Below are 20,063 nucleotides of genomic sequence, written 5' to 3' on the forward strand. Positions count from 1 at the left end.
AAGATGTATTCGTGTGAATTACCATATTCGCCAGCAAGGCAATTAAATGTTCTTCCATCTTCAAATTGCAGGCGTGCAATTCTATTCTTGAACTCTGTTCATGATGTTACTCATTTGTAGCATACTTCTATTGCCACTTAGATTATATCTTTTTAGTACGGAGTGTTATAACTATATTGGCTAATGGCGAATAATTGATTTCAGTTTTGAAATAGTTATTATACTAATGATATACGATTTTTTACATTTCTTTTTTCTCATTGTTATATTAGTCGTATACATTATTTTGTTTATTTCTCCTTCTTTATATTCAGTTATCTTTTCTTTTGTATATTCTTCAATATTCACTTTATGTTGAAGTATTTTATCATAATATAATTGATTGGATAACACACAAAATACTATTAATATAATATTGGGATAAATTTTAAAAAATAATCCATTTACGGATGCTAATTCATTCCATAGCCCATTACTTATGGTATAAATCAATACCATAACACCCCCTATTGCAAAGATAAAATTAACAATTACTCTGTAACTTTCATTTATCTTTGAATATTGAATTACATAGTAGGGTTGTTCCCCAGATATTTCAACCCATTCTCTTTGAAGGTGAAATGTCATTAATTCCTTATATTTCTCATTTATCTTCTTCTCACAATCTTTAATGCTCTGATTTAATTTTATTGATAAAAAATTTATTTCACTATGCTCAAGTTCTCCTAATACTAGATACAATATATTAACAAGTCCAACTAAAATCTGTACCACGAATATAATATTATTATTTATACTTTCACCACATAAGATATAAGGAATAAAACCAAGAGCACAAACAAATAAAGATAGTATTGCTATTAGTTTTATTATTCTATTATACTTATCATAAAATAAATCATACCTTATATATTTGCCATCAATATTAATTTCTACAGATTCTGAAATACTATTACTAGGTAATGTGATAGCATTTATTTCGTCTAAGTTTAATAATCGTTCTGTTTTTCTTTGAATTTTATATTTTTGTAGTATACGAATCATGAAGTAACTATATAAAACTAAAGAATTTATGCAGTAGGTACTATATGCCGCTCCAAACTTCATAATATCAAATAACATCACACCTGGTCCAGTTGTAAAACCAGTATATAAACTTACAATATACGTTAATACAACAATCATTAGACCTATTGCCACTAATAAAATTAAACAAATTTTATCGCATCGTTTCTTTATACATTTTTTCATAAAAACATAATCCTCCAAATCGTTATTATTTTAACCTAAATCCGTGATGTTAACTTTTAATTTAAAACCAGCACATAAAATGCAGGTTATAGACATTGAAAATATTGTTGGCAAGTTAAAATTTAAACTTTAGCATGTTATCATCATTTTTTGTAGTTATCCACAAAAAAGCGTACAGCAAACAAAGCCTGTTTAAGACTTATGTAATTATACGTTATGCATTTATGGCTACATTATCCCGACAAAAATCAGCAAAAATATGCCTCCATACATGGATTTTTCCTAAACCCATAATGAGTTGCCTGGCATGGCTGGTTATATAGCTTGCCATCATTATAAAATCACTTATTACAGTACGTAAGAGCCTGCGCTTGACATATCTCTTCTGTCTTAAGGCACGTTTTCCTATAGCGCCATGCTAAGTCTACGGAGTATGTTGTCGGATATAACAGTAAGCTCCAGCACAAGTGCATTGGTTTCAAACTTACCTGACGGAAGTCTTTCAACGTCCATATCATTCTTTACCTCGCTGTGGTACTGCTTGCATGCACCATGTGCGTGATAGAGTTAAACGATTTCATGGTCACTTTTAGCTTGCCAATGTATATAAGGATAATATCTCCATTCTTAATCTGGTGCTAGGAACAATTCTTAGTCACATCCATTTGGTTAAATTTTTTTGTAAAATTGCTCTTGCCAAGTAGTATTCCTATAACAGCAAGGCCACTATCCGGAATGATTCGCTCGTTTTTATATTTGACAATTATGTTACTGTTTTCAAGTGTAATATGACGGTTATGATTCTTGATATTTTTTCTCCTGAAAACATTGATTTGCAGGACTATTATATCATATCATGAAATGGCTTCACCTTACAGGTGAATTGTAATTAAATATAAAACTTTTAATAAGCCACGGTATTTTAGACATTTTCGTAAAAGTTAGATTTTTAACTTCACGGATTCAGGTTAAATATAAGCATGTGGTCTGGCATTGTTATAATAAACATAAGCAAATTTCTCAAGAGTAGCATAAAGCTATTTTTCAGTATGATAGCAATGCTGATAAATTAGGTCTGTTTTAGCGTATTAAAGTATCTTTTCATCGGAGCATTATCATATAGATAACCTGCTTTACTCATAATTTACGCTATTACAAGTTTTTCGCAAATTTTGGTGTACTCTTCAGAAGTGTACTAAATACTACTGTTTAAATGAAACTATAAAACTTTATCAATTTTCTTATGTATTATGCCTCCACTTTTTAAAAAAATAATTTTGCTTTTGAATCTCAGATATTTGTTTTTTAAATTACAGTTCTCCTTCATGTTCCTGTTCTTTAACTCTAGTTTATAATGTTTACTCACTCGTTACATATCTCTTTTCCTATTCGCTTATATATTTTTAGAGCGAGGTGTTGCAACAATATTATATCAAAACACTAAGCACCATATGTATGGAATATTATTGTATCGTACACAGCAATCCAGATTTTTACAACATATAAATCTAATTTGTATGAATTTGTAATATATTCCTTACCTTCTTTGTCTGTCCTATATCTAAAATCCATTGATGTGCTTCCATCGGGAAAGATAGACTTAATTATCGAGTCTATAATATCTACATCTTCTTCGTTTACTGTTTTACGCAAAATGGGCTTTGTATCATTCCACAAATCACTGATATCATGAATGTATTTTACCGTTTGATTGTTTTTTGATAATATATTTTTTAATGTTAGCTCCAAATATTGCATATAATTAAACATTACGGAGAAAAACATGTAGTCGGCGATAACATCCTTTGAATGCTCAACTAATATATCTCCCGCACGTTTAAATGACATGATATAACCTACTTCCTTCGTAGTTAAAGGAAAATTGTCTAGCCATTCTATTGAAACCATATACCCCTTATTAATATTCGTTGAATCTTTTATTAATTTCGATATATCATTTTTATTTTTATATAAAAATTCTAGAATTTTTTTATCGGTATCAAAGTCTATATCTCCAGTATACATATTAGGTTCCCATGAATTTTTCTTGATATAAGTGTCTATTAGTATTTCTAATTCTCTATCCATATATCCTTGTGCGATAACTATGAAAGTAATTATCACTTACTCCTTCCTTTTTAATATTATAGTTATATTATATCCGATACATCATGCTTCTGATTTTGTCTCTTATCTTTGCTACTTACCCAATATCCTTTGCCCAAATAAGCTATTTCATCGATATAATATTTAAAAACAGTGAAATAATCCTCTAGCAAAGTAATTCATAAATAACATTGATGGCTTCCACCCGTTATCTTTCAAACTAAAATAATCTGATACACAAGCACCATCATAAGCTTTTAATGGCACAACACTACTTTAATAACTCAGATATCTTAATATTTACTTTATAAAGTGTACACTGTAAAAGAAACACCTCCTCTTTACAATATTGTTTATGTTCAAAGGCTCATTCGTCCAAATATCAAAAAATAAAGTTCTTAAAAAACAATCAAGTTACTGAGTTTATACTGTTTTATAGTATTTTGCCATTTACAGGTGTAATTTTAACATGTTTTTTAGTCGAAATCTACTATAATTTTGTATTTATTAAATATTTATTGGGCAGTATTGGAAGTTCTTAAAATTTCAGATACGCTTCTCTTCTCATATCACATTTTTATCTGTTCAACCTACTATTCTACAAAAATTAATCTTGCAAATCTCCCACTCTTGCATTACAATTAAATTGTACAAAATACAACTGCATTAAATCAAATCATTTTCAACAAAGGAGACATTATATGTATATAAATACAATGATAGGAATACTGATACCATTCCTCGGCACCTCCCTTGGTGCTGCCATGGTATTTGTCCTAAAAGATAATATGAGCGAAAAGCTACAAAAAGCTCTAACAGGCTTTGCTGCTGGGGTGATGGTGGCAGCCTCCTTTTGGAGCCTGCTGGTGCCTGCCCTTGAGCAGTCGGAGTCTCTTGGAAAGTTCGCATTTATTCCTGCTGCCGTAGGCTTTCTAATAGGAGTTGGTTTCTTACTTCTTTTAGATGAAATCACCCCTCACATGCACCTTGACCTTACAGAAGAGGGCCCTAAAGGAAGCCATTTCAGCCGTTCTCTTAAGCTGGTCCTTGCAGTTACACTCCACAATATACCTGAGGGTATGGCGGTAGGTGTAGTCTATGCAGGCTGGCTTAATGGCAATGAATCTATTACCTACTTTGGAGCCCTGGCTCTTGCCATAGGTATTGCCATTCAGAACTTCCCTGAGGGTGCCATTGTATCTATGCCTCTTAGAGCCGAGGGCATGCCTAAGTGGAAGACCTTTGTTTACGGGGTTTTGTCAGGACTTGTAGAGCCTATCGGTTCAGTCCTAACTATTCTCTTTGCTTCACAGGTCGTGCCTTTGCTCCCATATTTCCTAAGCTTTGCAGCCGGGGCAATGATGTATGTAGTAGTTGAAGAGCTTATTCCTGAGATGTCTGAGGGAAAGCACTCCAACATAGGCACAGTCCTTTTTGCAGTGGGTTTTGTGACTATGATGATTCTTGATGTATCGCTCGGTTAAGAGGTGTTTTGTAAACAATGCAAAGCGTTTGACAAAACACCTCAATCCTCACATGCCCTAAAGGCCGCTTTCATCCTATCAATCTCACTTCTGCCTATACCATATTTTTTTGCCAACTTTTGCCAGTTGTTTCTAACTATATCTTTAATCAATGCTATAAGCCTAACAGCCTCATCTTTGTCTAAACCGTAATATTTAGCTGACTCTATCGCTAAATCAAAACTAATGTCGGCATTATAAGAGTCTACATTTAAGGACAAGTATTCTCCGTATATATCCGGATTTACATCGTAGAGCGGAGATAATTCCCAGCCATCTTCCGACAAAATAAATCCGTGATTTCTAAAATGATCATCTGTATTAGACACAGCCATGCTAAGTACAATCCTCTTCCATAGCTCTACCAAATCAGCTTGTGGCCTAACACCATTGGCTTTTAAGAAGGAGACTATTTCAAGATAACTGCTTCCATCCGCCATATCGGCACCATCTTTTTTGCCAAGCATTGTCATTGCAGAGGAAAAATGTACACGCTGACAGCCTTTTCTATCAAAGCGTTTAACAAGAAAAGTAGTTCCTAATTTTGAAAACTTTTCTATCTTAGCTTCGGGAACATTTAATCCAAACATAGCAGCCAGCTCATGTACAACCATCTCCCAAGCACCTGAGTTAAAATCATCGTGTTTAGATGGGAACTTAGCTATCCAGAGTGAGCCATCCTGAGCCATTACAGATGCCTTAGGTCTCGCTCCTCCTAAAGATGAACCAGGTGCAAGCAATTGTTTTAACCATTTTTCATTCAGACTATCAGTATCATTTTCAAATGCTATAGATGCCTGCTCCAACTCTCTAAGCGAGGTCCAGGGAGGAGTTGCAAATTCTTTATCATCTGATAAAAAATTCCCATCCAATTCTGTTTTAAATCTAAGTCCTCCCATTCGTGCTTCATCATATACCCCAAGCAGGTAGTCACTTTCTAAGAGTTTTTCAGGTTTTACTCCTTCCTTTTTTGCTCTTATCTCCTCTCTTCTTTTCATTAGCCGTCTTCCCCACCTGTCTGGGCAAGAGTCTGCAAATACTCCAAATATGTTTTTATCATCAGTTATATACTGTCTTCCTTTATACAACTGCAAATCAGGGTCAAGGAGCATTTTCTTATGTTCAAGCCAATTTTCGTTGTACTCAAAAGAATAAAACTCCTTGCCTCTAGTTTGAGAAACATACATTGTCCCTACCAACTCATTGGAAAACGATAAAAAATCTGCAAACACATATATCTTTTTTTCTTTTTCCATTCCTATCCCTTCCTCACTCTCTTATTTACCATAAGTCCCAAGTCCTGTAGTTTTCTTCCAAGTTCGTCATCTTTTGCTACCAGCAACAAGTCCTTGTCCATATAGTTAAGTGCATGGAGTACTGCTGCATAGCAGCCTATAGCTACAGATGGTGCTCCTTTTTCTATAGCGACAAGGGTTGCCCTGCTTATTCCTGCTCTTTCTGCAACCAGCGTAGCTGATATCCTTCTTCGCAGTCTTGCTAACTTTATCTGCTCTCCCATCTGAGCAAGTATATTTTCAGTTTCAGGCAATAATACTACTGATTTTTTAGGCATAACAAAACCTCCTTATGTCAATAATATTAAACATAAAGAGGTGTTTTGTCAATTTTTATTTACTTTATCCATCACTTGCAATTCTATCGATTATAATCGAAACTTTTATCTTATTTCAAAATCTGTCAGTTATAACCGATGCTTTTCTTATTTTCTAATTTTTGTCAGTTATAATCGACAGATTCAACCCATACAAATACCCGTTCCCAGCTCTAAATTCTCTCTTTACTAATCCCGCCACAGACGGCTCGCAGGCCACTCCTGCATAAGACGCAGGGAGTACGCCACTTGCACCTAGCCATTCAAGCTGCCTACACCCCTTACCTCAGATACTCCCTCAAAAACGGTGAAACCTCCTTGTCCTTTCCGTACAGGCTCTTCGGATAGGTAATCATAAGCTCCTTCTTGGCTCTGGTAATAGCTACATAGAAGAGCCTTCTCTCCTCTTCTATATCCGACTGCCTGATAGCTTTTTTGTAAGGGATAATGCCTTCCACCGCCTCAGGGATATAAACCTTCTCAAACTCCAGCCCCTTACAGCCATGCATTGTTGAGATTACTACGGCATCCCTATCGGAATTCTTATTCTTTTCAAACTCTTCCTTTTGCTTCTTATTGAACTCTTCTATGCTCTCCTTCCATTCTTTGAGGGTGGAATAAGGCTTCGCTGCCTCCTCTATTTCCTCCAATATGTCAAAGAGCTCTTCAGCATCTATATGTCTTTCATCTGCGTATTCTGTCAAGAACCTGTCATAGCCAATAGCCTTTCTTATGTAGTGAATCGCACCAAATGGAGAAAGTTCAGCTAGCTTTGCAAGATGAAACTGAAGTGTATTGATTCTTTCGGCCATCCAGTTCCTTCCCTTATAGGCATCAGTCCACCTGATAAAGCTCACATATTCAACCTTATCTCTGTTTAGGGTTACTGCATCAGCAAGGCTTTCTCTTGTCAGATAGCGGTTTGGGCGGTTCATTATATTTAAGAATCTGCTCCTTGACCTGTCTCCGTTAGCTATTTCAAGGTAGTCCATTATATTTTTAGCTATAAAATGGTTGTAAATGCTTGGAGCCATCTCCTTCATAATGAATGGAATGTTGTACTCTATAAGCTTTGTAACTACAGGCCTTGCCGCCACATTTGTCCTATATACAATGGCCATTTCAGAAAATGGTATTCCAGCCTCGTGAGACTTTATTATATCCTTTACTATGGCAGTATCCTCAGTTCTTCTATCCGGAAAGCTCTTTATCACAGGCAGACTTCCCGCCACGCCCTTTGCAGCCACTATTTTCTTGTCAAAACGCTGTTTATTTTTATGTATCACGCTCCCTGCGAAGTTAAGAATAGCTTCTGTAGAACGGTAGTTTTCATTTAATATAACCTTTTTGCAATTCGGATATATCTTCTCAAAGCCCAGCATAATCTCAGGCTTTGCACCTCTGAAGCGGTATATACTCTGGTCGTCATCTCCCACTATAAAAATGTTGTTAAGGGGCTTTGCCATCTTGCTTACAAGCTCAAATTGAAGCCTCGACACATCCTGAAATTCATCTATGAGGATGTATGTAAACTTACTCTGCCAAGCCTCAAGGATATGAGGATAATCACTAAAAAGCTTGTCACAGAGTATCATCATATCATCAAAGTCAATCAGCCCTCTCTCTTTCATGAAGGCCTCATAAGACCTGAATATATCCCTAAAGGCTTCCTCCGGACAGCTTATGGAATAATAGTTTTCTATATCCACTCCCTCTGATTTTACCCTGCTTATCTCTCCAATTACATTTTTGATAAAATCCTTTTCATCCCCTTCTTCAAGGTCCAGTGTTCTTATTTTTTCTTTTAGGAAATTCCTCGTCATTTCCTCACTAATTATCCGGTCTACTCCGTAACCATAAGAAACTCTTAATATCATAAAAAATATCGAATGAAAGGTGGCAAACTGCACTCCCTTTGACTCTCCCATTAGTTTTACAAAGCGCTCCCTCATCTCTGTAGCAGCCGCCTTTGTGAAGGTTATAACAAGGATGGTCTGAGGGGCAATCTTCATCTCTTCAAGAAGATAGCGCACCCTTCCAGTAATTACTGCTGTTTTTCCTGAGCCCGGCCCTGCAAGCACCATCATAGGGCCATCTACGTGTCTTACTGCTTCTAACTGTGGCTTACTGTACTCCACACTTCCTCCTAAATTAGCCTTCAACAGCCTTACTGAGCTTTTCTATACCTATCCTAACTCTTCTTAAACTCTCTTCTTTTCCAAGAATCTCCATTATCTCATAAGCCCCGCCAGGTGTCATCTGTTTGCCTGAAACAGCGGTTCTTATTGGCCAGAGTCCCTGACCGTTCTTGATACCTTTATCCTGTATGTAGCCCATAAGTACAGCCTCAACACCTTCTCTTGTGTAATCGTTGCTTGCCTCAAGAAGTGGAAGGAGGTCACGAAGAACTGCAAGCGAGCTCTCAGAGGTTGTCTTCATTTTCTTGTGAGTATACATAGCTATATCATAGTCTGGAAGCTCCTCAAAGAAGTCAATATGCTCCTTAAGGTCAGGCAATACTTCGATTCTTGTCTTCACAAGCTCAGCTATTTTCTTAAGGTCGAGGTCTTTTGTAATCACCTCTTTGATGTATGGAAGAGCGAGCTCATAGAACTTGTCAAGGTCCATAGCCTTAAGGTACTCTCCGTTCATCCAGCGGAGCTTAACCATATCAAATACAGCAGGCGACTTATTTATTCTGGTATAATCAAACTCTCTGATTAGACCTTCCAGGTCAAATATCTCAGTTCCGCTCTCAGCGCTCCAGCCAAGAAGTGCTATGAAGTTTACAACTGCCTCTGGTACAAAGCCCTGCTCGATAAGGTCTTCATAAGAGCTGTGTCCGCTGCGCTTTGATAGCTTCTGATGCTCTTCATTGGTAATAAGCGGGCAGTGGATGTAGGTAGGGATTTCCCAGCCAAATGCTTCGTAGAGCCTGTTGTACTTAGGCGTAGATGAAAGATACTCATTTCCACGTACTACATGTGTGATTCCCATAAGGTGGTCATCCACTACATTGGCGAAATTGTAGGTAGGGTAGCCATCAGACTTAATAAGAATCTGGTCATCAAGCTCTGAGTTTGGAGCTGTTATCTCTCCATATACCTCATCCTTAAATGTGGTAGTACCCTCTCTTGGAATATTCTGTCTGATGACATAAGGCTTGCCCTCAGCCAGGTTTTTCTCTATTTCTTCCTTAGAGAGGTGTAGGCAATGCTTGTCATAGACCATAACCTCTTTCCCGTCTATAGTCTGCTTAAGGCTTTCAAGCCTTTCCTTGTCACAGAAGCAGTAATAGGCCTCACCCTTTTCTATGAGCTCTTTGGCATACTTTAGATAGATTCCTGTAGCCTGCCTCTCACTCTGCACATAAGGACCGCAATCACCGCCTATATCCGGGCCTTCATCATGCTTTAGTCCCGTCTCCTTCATTGTCTTGTAAATGATGTCAAGGGCTCCCGGTACAAATCTTTCTCTGTCTGTATCCTCTATCCTAAGTAAAAATGAGCCTCCTGCATGCTTAGCTATGAGGAACTCATAAAGAGCTGTTCTTAGGTTACCTACGTGCATTCTTCCTGTTGGACTTGGTGCGTACCTTGTTCTTACCTGTTTCATTTTCTTATCTCCTATATATCTTAGCAATCCCTCTAGAAATTGCATATTTTACTCTTTTTCGTCTATTACAGCATCTATTTCAGCAGACTCCACCATTTTGTTAAAGGCATCCTCCACCAACTCAAATTCCTTATCGTCCTCGATATCCTCTATGTTGAATTCTTCATCCCCAACCGGGACAAATCTATACAGCCATATATCGCTGTCGTCATTGTCTTTATCAATAAGGGCGATGTACTGCTTACCCTCTACCGGAAAGATAGCAAGTACTTCACATTCTATCTGGGTTCCGTCTTCCATATCAACGGGAATCACCATATAAGGTAAGTTCTCTTCCTGCTCTATAGCCATAAACACCTCCACTTAATTTGATGCAATAATAGTATATCACAAATATTTGATTTGGAAAATAAAAATCACTTATTACAGTGCTTCTACCTGCTCCTTTGTAAGTCCCGTTGCCTTCACTATAACCTCTATGTCAACCTTACTGTCCTTAAAATTCTTTGCTATGCGGAATGTCGCCTGTTCTTCACCTTTCTCCATTCCTTGTTCTATTCCTTTTTCCATTCCTCTCTTCTCAAGTTCGTCTAAAAATTCACACATATCAACCTCTCTCCCTTCTGTTTTGATTCGTACAATTTCACTTTTCATCTGCTTAAACCTGTCATCACCTAATACCGCATCAAGTAGATCTAATACTTCCTCCGGATGCTTAACATCCACGTTGTGAGGTCTATAGTCTCTCTTCTTAGATAAAATCCCTGCGATAAACTTAAAATCATCTCTAAATTTGTCTATCTCTTCATCTGAAAGTCTTGCCATGTCTATTAGCTTAAATTTATAATCTGATACTATATCCAAAATTTCTTCGGAACATTCAATTCTTTCCTTGAGAGTTGTTGGCGCCTTCCATTCATTTTTACCCCAATATATTACAATTGTAAAGACCGGATAAATTTGCTCATTACCAATTTGATTCTTATAAGTCGCTCCATCATAGGAAATCACTCTTAATATCATATCCCTATCTAAGCTTGTTTGATTTTCTATGCCAATAAATGAAAAAATTACACCTTTTTTCTCCCATAATTTGGCAACGTCACGTATTTGCTCACGGTGGGTATTTTTATCATCCTTAAATTGCGTGACTGGATTTGCATCAGTTAATTCTTCACTTTTTACTACTTCCTTCCCTTCAAAGATAGTTCCGTTTATAACATCTGCAAATACATCATTATAGCTAAGCAGTTTCTTCTCTGTTATATCTTTCTCTTTCATTTTACCTCTTTTCCATATATTACACAATAAGTTACCCTAAATAAAAAATATTTAGGAAGTTGCTGCATCTTGGGTACAAAAAATAAGCCACGAAAATATCCCTGACATTTCATAATTAGTGTGATTTTTGATTTCTGAAACGAAATCCAAGAATTAGTCAATTAAAAACCAGAATCAAATAACAAATTAATAATATCACAGTTCATTAAAAAATACAAGAAAAAGAGGAAAAAGACTTAGGTCTCTCTCCCCTTTGGTACAATTCCAGATAGTTTTATTTTCCCTTACTCTTCCTTGCTTCATCAAAAAGCTCGATGTCTTCCCTGGTCACTTTAACATTGGTAGTCTTGGTTTCTTCACCCGGTTTGGTTATGGACACCTCTACTATAGTGCCTTCGGGAAGGCCGGTCAATATAACTCTTTTTACAAATTCTGCAGCCTTTGGGTGATTACCCTCTAGCTGTGATTTATACTTTAACATTGTGAATGGATTCATTCATTCTCCTTACTTAACTTTAGTCTCATCAGCTGCTCTGCCATAGGTTATGGCAAGCTTTTTCATTCTCTTTGCAAGCTTTGCAGTAAAGTCCTTCTTACCCATTCTCCACTCCCAGTTACCTCCAAGTGTAGAAGGAATATTAATTCTTGCTTCACTTCCGAGGCATAGGAAGTCCTGCATAGGAATGATGGCAAGGTTGCCCACACTCATATACGCACTTCTTATAATATCCCATACAATTTCATTTTCATCCTCAGTCCGGATATTAAGATACTCTCTCGTGTAATCTCTTACCTTCTTGGTTAAAGAACGGTACCAGCCAAGAGTGGTGTCATTATCGTGGGTTCCGGTATACACAACTGAATTTGCCACATGATTATGTGGGAGGTAGGTAGTTTCTCCACCACCGTAGAACGCAAAGTGGATTACCTTCATTCCCGGATACCCTGTACGCTTCACAAGCTTAATTACTGAAGGAGTAAGGTATCCAAGGTCCTCAGCTATCACATCCACCTCTCCAAGCACTTCCTTCATCCTTGCAAAGAGTGCAAAGCCCGCGCCCTTCTTCCATTTACCAACTACAGCGTCTTTTCTTCCGTAAGGAATGGAATAATAGGTATCAAAGCCTCTAAAGTGGTCTATTCTTACAGTATCGTAAAGGTCAAATGCCCTTGCCATACGCTTCATCCACCATTCGTAGCCTGTCTTCTTGTGATAATCCCAGTCATAGAGAGGATTGCCCCAGAGCTGGCCCGTTGCTGAAAATGCGTCAGGCGGGCAGCCTGCAACAGCTATAGGAGTGAATTTCTCATCAAACTGGAAAAGCTCAGGGCTTGCCCAAGCATCAGCAGAGTCAAAGGCAACATAGATAGGCACATCACCTATTATCTTAATTCCCTTTTCATTGGCATACTTTTTAAGCTTCTTCCACTGTATGTCAAACATCCACTGTATAAATGCGTAGAATTCAACTTCATCAGCGAGCTTGTCCTTATATTTCTTAAGTGTAGCAGCCTTACGAAGTCTAAGTCCTTCCTCCCATTCATTCCAAGCTATACCGCCAAGCGAGTCCTTAATAGCCATAAAAAGTGAATAGTCAGGCAGCCAAAGGCTGTTAGCCTTCTTAAATGCTTCAAAGCTCTGTCCACCTTCTATCTTTAGTTTACCTGCTTTAAGAAGCTTCTTAGCATTCTCAAAGGCTATCTTGAGTGCCTTAAATCTTGAATTATATACCTTCGCATAATCTACATACTTTGCATTCTTACCAAAGTTAAACTTTTTAAGCTCAGCTTCTTTTATAAGCCCCAGATTCTTAAGTTCTTCAAGGTCAACAAAGTAAGGATTGCCCGCATAGGTTGAGAATGACTGATATGGACTGTCTCCGTAGCTGGTTGGTCCAAGCGGCAGTATCTGCCAGTATCCCTGCCCTGCCTCAGAAAGCTTATCCACAAATTCGTATGCCTCTTTTGAAAAACAGCCAATGCCGTACTCAGATGGTAATGAACTAACCGGTAAAAGTACTCCGCAACTTCTCATAATATATCCTCTCTCCGATATTTACGTTTTATAAGGCAGGTGCCAAAATCTGAAATCCATTTTAACATAATAAAACAGTATTCAAGCTTTTGGCACCAGGTTATGTGTTACCTGAAACTATCTAAGTTTCCAAATATCTCTATTATATTCTTCTATCGTTCTGTCAGATGAGAAGAAACCGGCATTTGCAATGTTAACAACTACCATTTTCTTCCATTTCTCTCTGTCTGCATAATCCTTAAGTATCTCGTCCTTCTTAGCAATATAGGCCTCGAGATCAAGGAGAGCCATAAACCAGTCCTTATTTATAAGGTCATTATAAAGTCTTTCAAGATTCTCTTTGTTACCAACCTTCATAACCGTATCACTTACGATGAAGTCAACTGCATCTTTTACCACCTTTGACTTGTTGTAAATGTCACGAGACACATAATCAGCCTTCTTATAGTGCTCAATTACCTCATCAGACTTCGCACCAAAGATGTAGATGTTATCATCTCCTACAAAGTCGTGTATCTCTACATTGGCACCGTCATCTGTTCCAAGAGTAATAGCACCGTTAAGCATAAACTTCATGTTAGAAGTTCCACTTGCCTCCTTGGACGCAAGAGAAATCTGCTCAGATATATCGCAGGCAGGAATAATCTTCTCTGCATAGCTTACATTGTAGTTTGAAACCATAACCACCTTAAGATATGGGCTAACCTCAGGATCCTTGTTGATTATCTCAGCAAGTACAAGGATGAGGTGGATGATGTCCTTAGCTATCACATAAGCAGGGGCTGCCTTTGCACCGAAGATGCAGGTAACAGGAGTCTCAGGCTTTTTACCTGCCTTGATCTCAAGGTACTTGTGTATGATGTAGAGTGCATTCATCTGCTGACGCTTATACTCGTGAAGACGCTTTACCTGCACATCAAATACAGAGTTAGGATCAATATCCACTCCCTCCATCTTCTTTACATAGTCTGCAAGCGCCTGTTTATTGGCTTTCTTAACTTCATCAAGCTTGTCAAGGAAGTTCTGGTCATCCTTATGTTCTAAGAGCTTCTTAAGTTCAGAGGCATCCTTTCTATAGCCTGTGCCGATTGTCTCATCTAAGAGCCTCGCAAGCCCATGGTTACAGGAAAGCAACCATCTTCTAAAGGTAATACCGTTTGTTTTGTTGTTAAATCTCTCAGGATAGAGCTTATAAAAATGATTAAGCTCAGAGTCCTTAAGTATCTCTGTGTGGATGGCCGCAACACCATTGGTTGAGAAGCCAAAATGAATGTCGATATGAGCCATATGTACTCTGTTCTCGTCATCAATTATCTGAATGACAGGATCAGGATTTACTTTTCTTATTCTGTTGTTAAGCTCCTTGATAATTGGCACAAGCATAGGAACGACCTTTTCAAGATATCTTAGAGGCCATTTCTCAAGTGCCTCAGCAAGGATGGTATGGTTGGTGTAAGCACAGGTCTTGCTTACCACTTCAACTGCATCGTCCATAGTGAAATACTCTTCCTGAGTAAGGATTCTGATAAGCTCAGGAATAACCATTGTAGGGTGTGTATCGTTAATCTGAACTACTGCATACTTATTAAGGTCATGTAAATCATGTCCCGCATCCTTCATATCCTTTATGATGAGTCTTGCGGCATTACTTACCATAAAGTACTGCTGATAGATACGAAGAAGGTGTCCTGCCTCGTCTGAGTCATCCGGATAGAGGAAAAGGGTTAAGTTTTTCTCTATGTTATTTTTGTCAAAGTCAATTCCATTTCCTACAATACTCTCATCTACAGAATTCACATCGAATAGATGAAGCTTGCCGATTCCATTCTCGTATCCAACTACATCTATATCGTACATGGTAGATCTAACTGTTCTGTCACCGAATTTAACATCGAAACTTAAGTCAGTCTTTGTAAGCCAGGATTTGTCTGTAATCCACTCATTTTTATTTGCACACTGGAGGTGATTGTGAAATGACTGCTTAAATAAACCAAAGTGGTACAAAAGGCCAACACCGCAGCCGTTCAGTCCAAGGCTCGCAATTGAGTCAAGAAAGCAGGCAGCAAGTCTTCCAAGCCCGCCATTTCCAAGTGATGGCTCAGGCTCTATATCCTCTATCATTGAGAGGCTCTTGCCTGATTCCTTTAATATGCTGTCTATTTCGTCATATACGCCTAAATTTATAAGATTGTTGCTAAGCAGTTTGCCTATAAGAAATTCTGCAGAAATATAGTAGAGCTTCCTTTCTCCCGTAATCTGCTTCTTATCAGCTATAAGCTCCTTTGTAAGAACCAACAATGTATGAAAAAGCTCTGCCTCCGTACACTGTCTTATTGGCCTCCCATAAAGCTTGGCTGATAATTTTTCAAATCTATCCCTAATTTCCATTAGACTATTGCTCCTTTCTTTATCATATCTTTACATTCGTACATCTTCTTATCAGCTCCACTCACAGCTTTTTCAACAGTTCCAAATGTATCACTGTTGTAAATGACATGACCGTAGCCAATACGAAGTGGGGCAAGGAGATTCGGAGTCCTATTGAACTCTCTTTCAAGTTCCTTTAGTCTTAGAATCCCTCTCTCGTAGATATACTCAACACCATCTCCAATTACAAAGACCGCAAACTCATCACCGTCTACTCTGAAAGTATATCCGCTTTTCCCAAATGATTGATTTATAATCTCGGCACATTTTACGATGTGGCGGTCACCATAAGAATGTCCGTAATTATCATTTATTTTCCTTAGGTCGTTCATATCGAACTTGCATATAAGAAGCTCATCAATCTCGCCTTTATCAAGTTTTTCCTGTATTTCTTTTTCTTTTAACTCATACGCATTTCTATTGGCAAGTCCTGTGAGTGCATCTTTGTATTTGATTTCAAATACCTTGTTGGATAACTCTGTTTCTTTAATTCCTTCAAATAATTTGCAAAGCGAATCTACTGCAAGTATCACAACACCAATAAGAATAGCAGTTCTCATTAGAGAGCCTCCATCTCTGATGCTGTAACTCTTGTAATAACTAATCATATCCCATATTATACTTATTAAAAATACTCCAAGTGTAACAACCAAGGTTACAGTATGACCCTTGATTTTATTCTTTTTACAATACGTAACGTTGTCATAAATCGCAAGTAATATCAGTAAAATCGTAATCGCAATGCCGATATGAACTATAAACAGCGACTCGTGTGAATCCATTACTCCCATAATGCTTAGTCCGCTAATCAAAATAAGCTCAATTACAGTTAATACAAATGAAATCTTTAAAATATAATCTCTACTGTATTCCAAATCCTGATAGACATAGCTTATGAAAAAATAAGGCATGAAAATAAGCAACAAGTGGTTTATCTCATTAAACTGAGAAGAATGTCCAAACATAAACTGCGGCATCAGTGTCTCGCACATCACCCACAATCCCATACATACCGTAAACACACCTAACATCCTATTTCTTTCATTATGTCCGCTATCAAGCTTTGATAGAAATGAAATGGTTACAAGCATTACTCCAATCAAAATTGTAATTATACTAAACTGGAAACTCCAAAAATTCTCATCCAGTATCTTACCAAAGTAGTCCCAGGATCTTCCCAAATACATGCTTGTTATACGGCTGCTTCTATCTTTATAGATAGGAAAAATCTTCAGCCCTATCTCTTTACCGGCATCATCCGTCTTTATATCAATTCTGTGAAAAGTACTTCCATTGCCCCTAGAGAGAACCTGTTGGTCATCAGGCATAAAATTATATATTATTTTATCGCCAATACTAACCTGAAATTTTATATTTTTTGTTCTAAAGTTAAGTATTGTATCACTCACTAAATATGCAGGAAAAGTATGATAAAGATTAATCTCAAGTTCACCCAAAGTGTTCCTTTCAGCCTTTTCACCTACATCTTCTAAGGATACTTCTTTGCCCTTATCTGTATGCCAAGCGGTTGAAAAGTCCTCGAGACTCCTTTCATCTCTAGTCTTATAAATTGAGTTGTCTACTTTCATAAATACGACAACACCCATAAAAATAAACAAAACTATGACAAGTATGAAATCAAAGACAGCACTCTTCTCGTATTTACTCACTTTCATCCTCCAAAGTTATAATAGCACTTTCTCTGTATAGACTATAACCTAAATTTAAATATTTAGCAAGGTTTTTGGTAAATAGCTTAAAAATCTGCATTTTTTCACAAAAAATTTTTATAAATTTGCAGACTATTTCACACTATTTTCAACTAATTTATTTGTTTATTACCTCTATCTTGTAATTGTCTGATATAATCTTATCTTTAATTCCTGCACTTACAAGGAGCCTGTTATCCTTTGTCATAAGCAGAATGTCAAAATCATTGCCGTTTTCCTTCCAGTATTTGACCGCCTTCTCCTCACCCATTATAAAGAGGCTTGTAGAAAGTGCATCTGCCAAGGTCCCGTCTTTACTTATTATACTGACTGACTTTAGCCCGCTATCGCTTGGCTTGCCAGTCCTCGGGTCTAGGATGTGGTGATATATAATCCCATTTTCTTCAAAATATCTCTCATAGCCTCCCGAGGTAATAACAGCACTATCTTCAAGCCTAATTGCTGCCATGTACTTATCAGGCTCATTAGGATCCCTTATTGCGATATTCCAAAGTGAGCCATCAGGCTTTTTACGAAATCCGAATACATTGCCCCCTAAGTTGATGATGGCTGATTCAACCTTCTCATCGGTTAATATTTTAACCAGTTCATCAGTAATATAGCCCTTACCTATTCCACCGAAGTCTATCTCCATTCCTTTTCTCTTAAACGATATTTTCCTTGTCTCTTCGTTAAAGTCAATTTTATCGAAGCCAACAAGCTTAAGTTTCTCTGCTATTTCTTTTCCTGATGGAACTTTGTAATTCTTGGTAGGAAAGCCCCACAGTTCCATAAGCGGGTATATAGTTATGTCAAAGAGTCCGTCTGTCTTATTATAGATAGCTTTAGACCTCTTTATAAGATTAGCCATAGTCGGAGAAAGCACTGCCTCCCCACTCCTATTAAGCCTTGATACCTCGCTGGTTTCTTTGCCTGTACTAAGCATATCATCAAGTTCGTTGATTTTATCCTCAAGCTTCTTTAGTACCTCCACTCTTTTACTCCCATAAACCTTAAGATTTATAGCCGTATCAAGCGCAAATATTTCACTTTCTGAAGCTTCACTTTTTTCTAAATCTGAAGCTTTACTTTGGCTGCTCATCTCTTTGCTTTTAGTCTCTAATATACCGTTTCCTTCGATTTTGTCTTTCTGCTTATCGCATGAGGCTAAAACTGTGACCGCAATAAGAAGTAATAAGTACGAAATTTTTCTTGAAACCACATTCATATTAAACTTAAACTCCATTTTTTTCTTTAATCCGCTTATTTTATATAGTAAAAAAGCAGCTTGTTCATATTGTTTTGTAAAAAACTATACATTTATCTTACCTTACAAAATACTGTATACTCATATCGTTTGCGTGTAAAAAGCATGAAAACCCCTACGCACTTTGGCTCTTAAGATTTTCATGCTTTCTACGTTTGTAGTAATGTCTACCACATATCTGCTAATTCATAAATAAGTTTTTCGGTTTTCTCCCAGCCAAGGCAAGGGTCGGTGATAGACTTACCATATACATGCTCATTTTCTTTCTGGCTGCCGTCTTCAATATAGCTCTCTATCATCAGTCCCTTGACTATCTTCCTTATGTCCGCTGATACATTTCTGCTGTGAAGTACGTCCTTGCTTATACGAATCTGCTCCATATACTGCTTACCTGAGTTTGAATGATTGGTATCCACCACAATAGCAGGGTTTGCAAGGTCACGCTCTGCATAGAGCCTTATTACTTCCTGAAGGTCTTCATAGTGATAGTTAGGTATGTTTCTACCATACTTGTCTACCGCACCACGGAGTATGGTATGAGCAAGAGGATTGCCTGTTGACTCTACCTCCCAGCCTCTATACAGAAATGTATGCGCGCTATGTGCAGCTACTACAGAGTTCATCATGACGGTTAAATCACCACCTGTAGGATTCTTCATTCCTACTGCTCCTTCTATACCTGAGGCTGTAAGCCTGTGTCCCTGATTCTCCACACTCCTTGCACCTATTGCAACATAGTTTAATACATCCGAAAGATATCTGTGATTTTCAGGATAAAGCATCTCATCTGCACAGGTAAAGCCCGTATCCCGAATTGCCCTTATGTGAAGATTTCTGATAGCTATTACACCTTTTAGCATATCTTCACCCTTCTCAGGATCAGGCTGGTGGAGCATGCCCTTATAGCCTGTGCCGACCGTCCTAGGCTTGTTGGTATATATTCTTGGCACGATAAATATCTTGTCCTTTACCTTTTCCTGAACTTTGGCAAGTCTTGATATATAGTCTATAACAGGATCTTCGTGGTCAGCTGAACAAGGTCCTATCACAAGAAGCATCCTGTCATCTTCTCCTGTGATTATGTCACTTACAGCCTTATCCCTCTTCTTAACTATCTCTCCCATTTCCTCTGTAATAGGGTATTCTTCCTTAAGTTCTTTTGGTACAGGTAATTTCCTCTTAAAATTCATATTCATCTCCATATCATTTTCCTGCCATATCATAAAAATATCTCAAC

Annotated in this window: 15 protein-coding genes and 2 pseudogenes; 1 reads left to right on the top strand and 16 read right to left on the bottom strand. The window is 37.6% G+C overall.

The window, feature by feature from the left end:
• Nucleotides 1-180 precede the first annotated feature (180 nt).
• From ACO6HM_RS00275 to ACO6HM_RS00290, 4 genes and pseudogenes are all read right to left on the bottom strand, one after another.
• Nucleotides 181-1,251, bottom strand: coding sequence for a hypothetical protein (locus ACO6HM_RS00275; RefSeq protein WP_485389221.1), 1,071 nt, complete (start codon nucleotides 1,249-1,251; stop codon nucleotides 181-183).
• A gap of 214 nt (nucleotides 1,252-1,465) precedes the next feature.
• Nucleotides 1,466-1,818, bottom strand: a pseudogene (locus tag ACO6HM_RS00280) (IS1380 family transposase); the annotation flags it as partial.
• Between the two features lie 401 nt (nucleotides 1,819-2,219).
• Nucleotides 2,220-2,446, bottom strand: a pseudogene (locus ACO6HM_RS00285) (IS3-like element ISRgn1 family transposase); the annotation flags it as partial.
• 245 nt (nucleotides 2,447-2,691) lie between these two features.
• Nucleotides 2,692-3,339 (bottom strand): HEPN domain-containing protein, encoded by a 648-nt coding sequence (locus tag ACO6HM_RS00290; RefSeq protein WP_485389222.1) that lies wholly within the window; start codon nucleotides 3,337-3,339, stop codon nucleotides 2,692-2,694.
• Nucleotides 3,340-4,058: 719 nt separating this feature from the next.
• Between ACO6HM_RS00290 and ACO6HM_RS00295 the strand changes: the two genes are divergently transcribed.
• Nucleotides 4,059-4,841 (top strand): ZIP family metal transporter, encoded by a 783-nt coding sequence (locus ACO6HM_RS00295; RefSeq protein ID WP_485389223.1) that lies wholly within the window; start codon nucleotides 4,059-4,061, stop codon nucleotides 4,839-4,841.
• Nucleotides 4,842-4,882: 41 nt separating this feature from the next.
• On the opposite strand, the gene ACO6HM_RS00300 is transcribed toward ACO6HM_RS00295, so the two are convergent.
• The 12 genes from ACO6HM_RS00300 to ACO6HM_RS00355 form a co-directional block, all read right to left on the bottom strand.
• Entirely contained in the window at nucleotides 4,883-6,136 is a 1,254-nt protein-coding gene (locus ACO6HM_RS00300; protein WP_485389224.1) for a type II toxin-antitoxin system HipA family toxin, read from the bottom strand.
• 2 nt (nucleotides 6,137-6,138) lie between these two features.
• Entirely contained in the window at nucleotides 6,139-6,453 is a 315-nt protein-coding gene (locus tag ACO6HM_RS00305; protein ID WP_485389225.1) for a helix-turn-helix domain-containing protein, read from the bottom strand.
• 320 nt (nucleotides 6,454-6,773) lie between these two features.
• Complete coding sequence (locus ACO6HM_RS00310; RefSeq protein WP_485389226.1) at nucleotides 6,774-8,630, bottom strand: ATP-dependent helicase; 1,857 nt, start codon at nucleotides 8,628-8,630, stop codon at nucleotides 6,774-6,776.
• 13 nt (nucleotides 8,631-8,643) lie between these two features.
• Nucleotides 8,644-10,107, bottom strand: a complete 1,464-nt coding sequence (gltX, locus tag ACO6HM_RS00315; protein WP_485389227.1) for a glutamate--tRNA ligase — start codon at nucleotides 10,105-10,107, stop codon at nucleotides 8,644-8,646.
• A gap of 48 nt (nucleotides 10,108-10,155) precedes the next feature.
• Nucleotides 10,156-10,458, bottom strand: coding sequence for a DUF1292 domain-containing protein (locus ACO6HM_RS00320; RefSeq protein WP_485389228.1), 303 nt, complete (start codon nucleotides 10,456-10,458; stop codon nucleotides 10,156-10,158).
• A gap of 72 nt (nucleotides 10,459-10,530) precedes the next feature.
• Nucleotides 10,531-11,388: an Rpn family recombination-promoting nuclease/putative transposase gene (locus ACO6HM_RS00325; protein ID WP_485389229.1), complete on the bottom strand. Its 858-nt coding sequence runs from the start codon at nucleotides 11,386-11,388 to the stop codon at nucleotides 10,531-10,533.
• Nucleotides 11,389-11,662: 274 nt separating this feature from the next.
• Nucleotides 11,663-11,884, bottom strand: a complete 222-nt coding sequence (locus ACO6HM_RS00330) for a hypothetical protein (protein ID WP_208429521.1) — start codon at nucleotides 11,882-11,884, stop codon at nucleotides 11,663-11,665.
• Between the two features lie 9 nt (nucleotides 11,885-11,893).
• Complete coding sequence (gene malQ / locus ACO6HM_RS00335) at nucleotides 11,894-13,423, bottom strand: 4-alpha-glucanotransferase (protein WP_485389230.1); 1,530 nt, start codon at nucleotides 13,421-13,423, stop codon at nucleotides 11,894-11,896.
• A gap of 117 nt (nucleotides 13,424-13,540) precedes the next feature.
• Nucleotides 13,541-15,811 carry a glycogen/starch/alpha-glucan phosphorylase gene (locus tag ACO6HM_RS00340; protein WP_485389231.1) on the bottom strand — a complete coding sequence of 757 codons (2,271 nt, stop codon included), beginning with the start codon at nucleotides 15,809-15,811 and terminating at the stop codon, nucleotides 13,541-13,543.
• Complete coding sequence (locus ACO6HM_RS00345; RefSeq protein WP_485389232.1) at nucleotides 15,811-17,520, bottom strand: GGDEF domain-containing protein; 1,710 nt, start codon at nucleotides 17,518-17,520, stop codon at nucleotides 15,811-15,813. Before ACO6HM_RS00345 ends, ACO6HM_RS00340 begins: the two co-directional genes overlap by 1 nt.
• Before the next feature lie 157 nt (nucleotides 17,521-17,677).
• A complete protein-coding gene (locus ACO6HM_RS00350; protein ID WP_485389233.1) occupies nucleotides 17,678-18,805 on the bottom strand; it encodes an FAD:protein FMN transferase in 1,128 nt (375 codons plus the stop codon).
• A gap of 188 nt (nucleotides 18,806-18,993) precedes the next feature.
• A complete protein-coding gene (locus tag ACO6HM_RS00355) occupies nucleotides 18,994-20,022 on the bottom strand; it encodes a 3-deoxy-7-phosphoheptulonate synthase (protein ID WP_485389378.1) in 1,029 nt (342 codons plus the stop codon).
• Nucleotides 20,023-20,063 lie beyond the last annotated feature (41 nt).

Source organism: Catonella sp., from assembly GCF_057250765.1.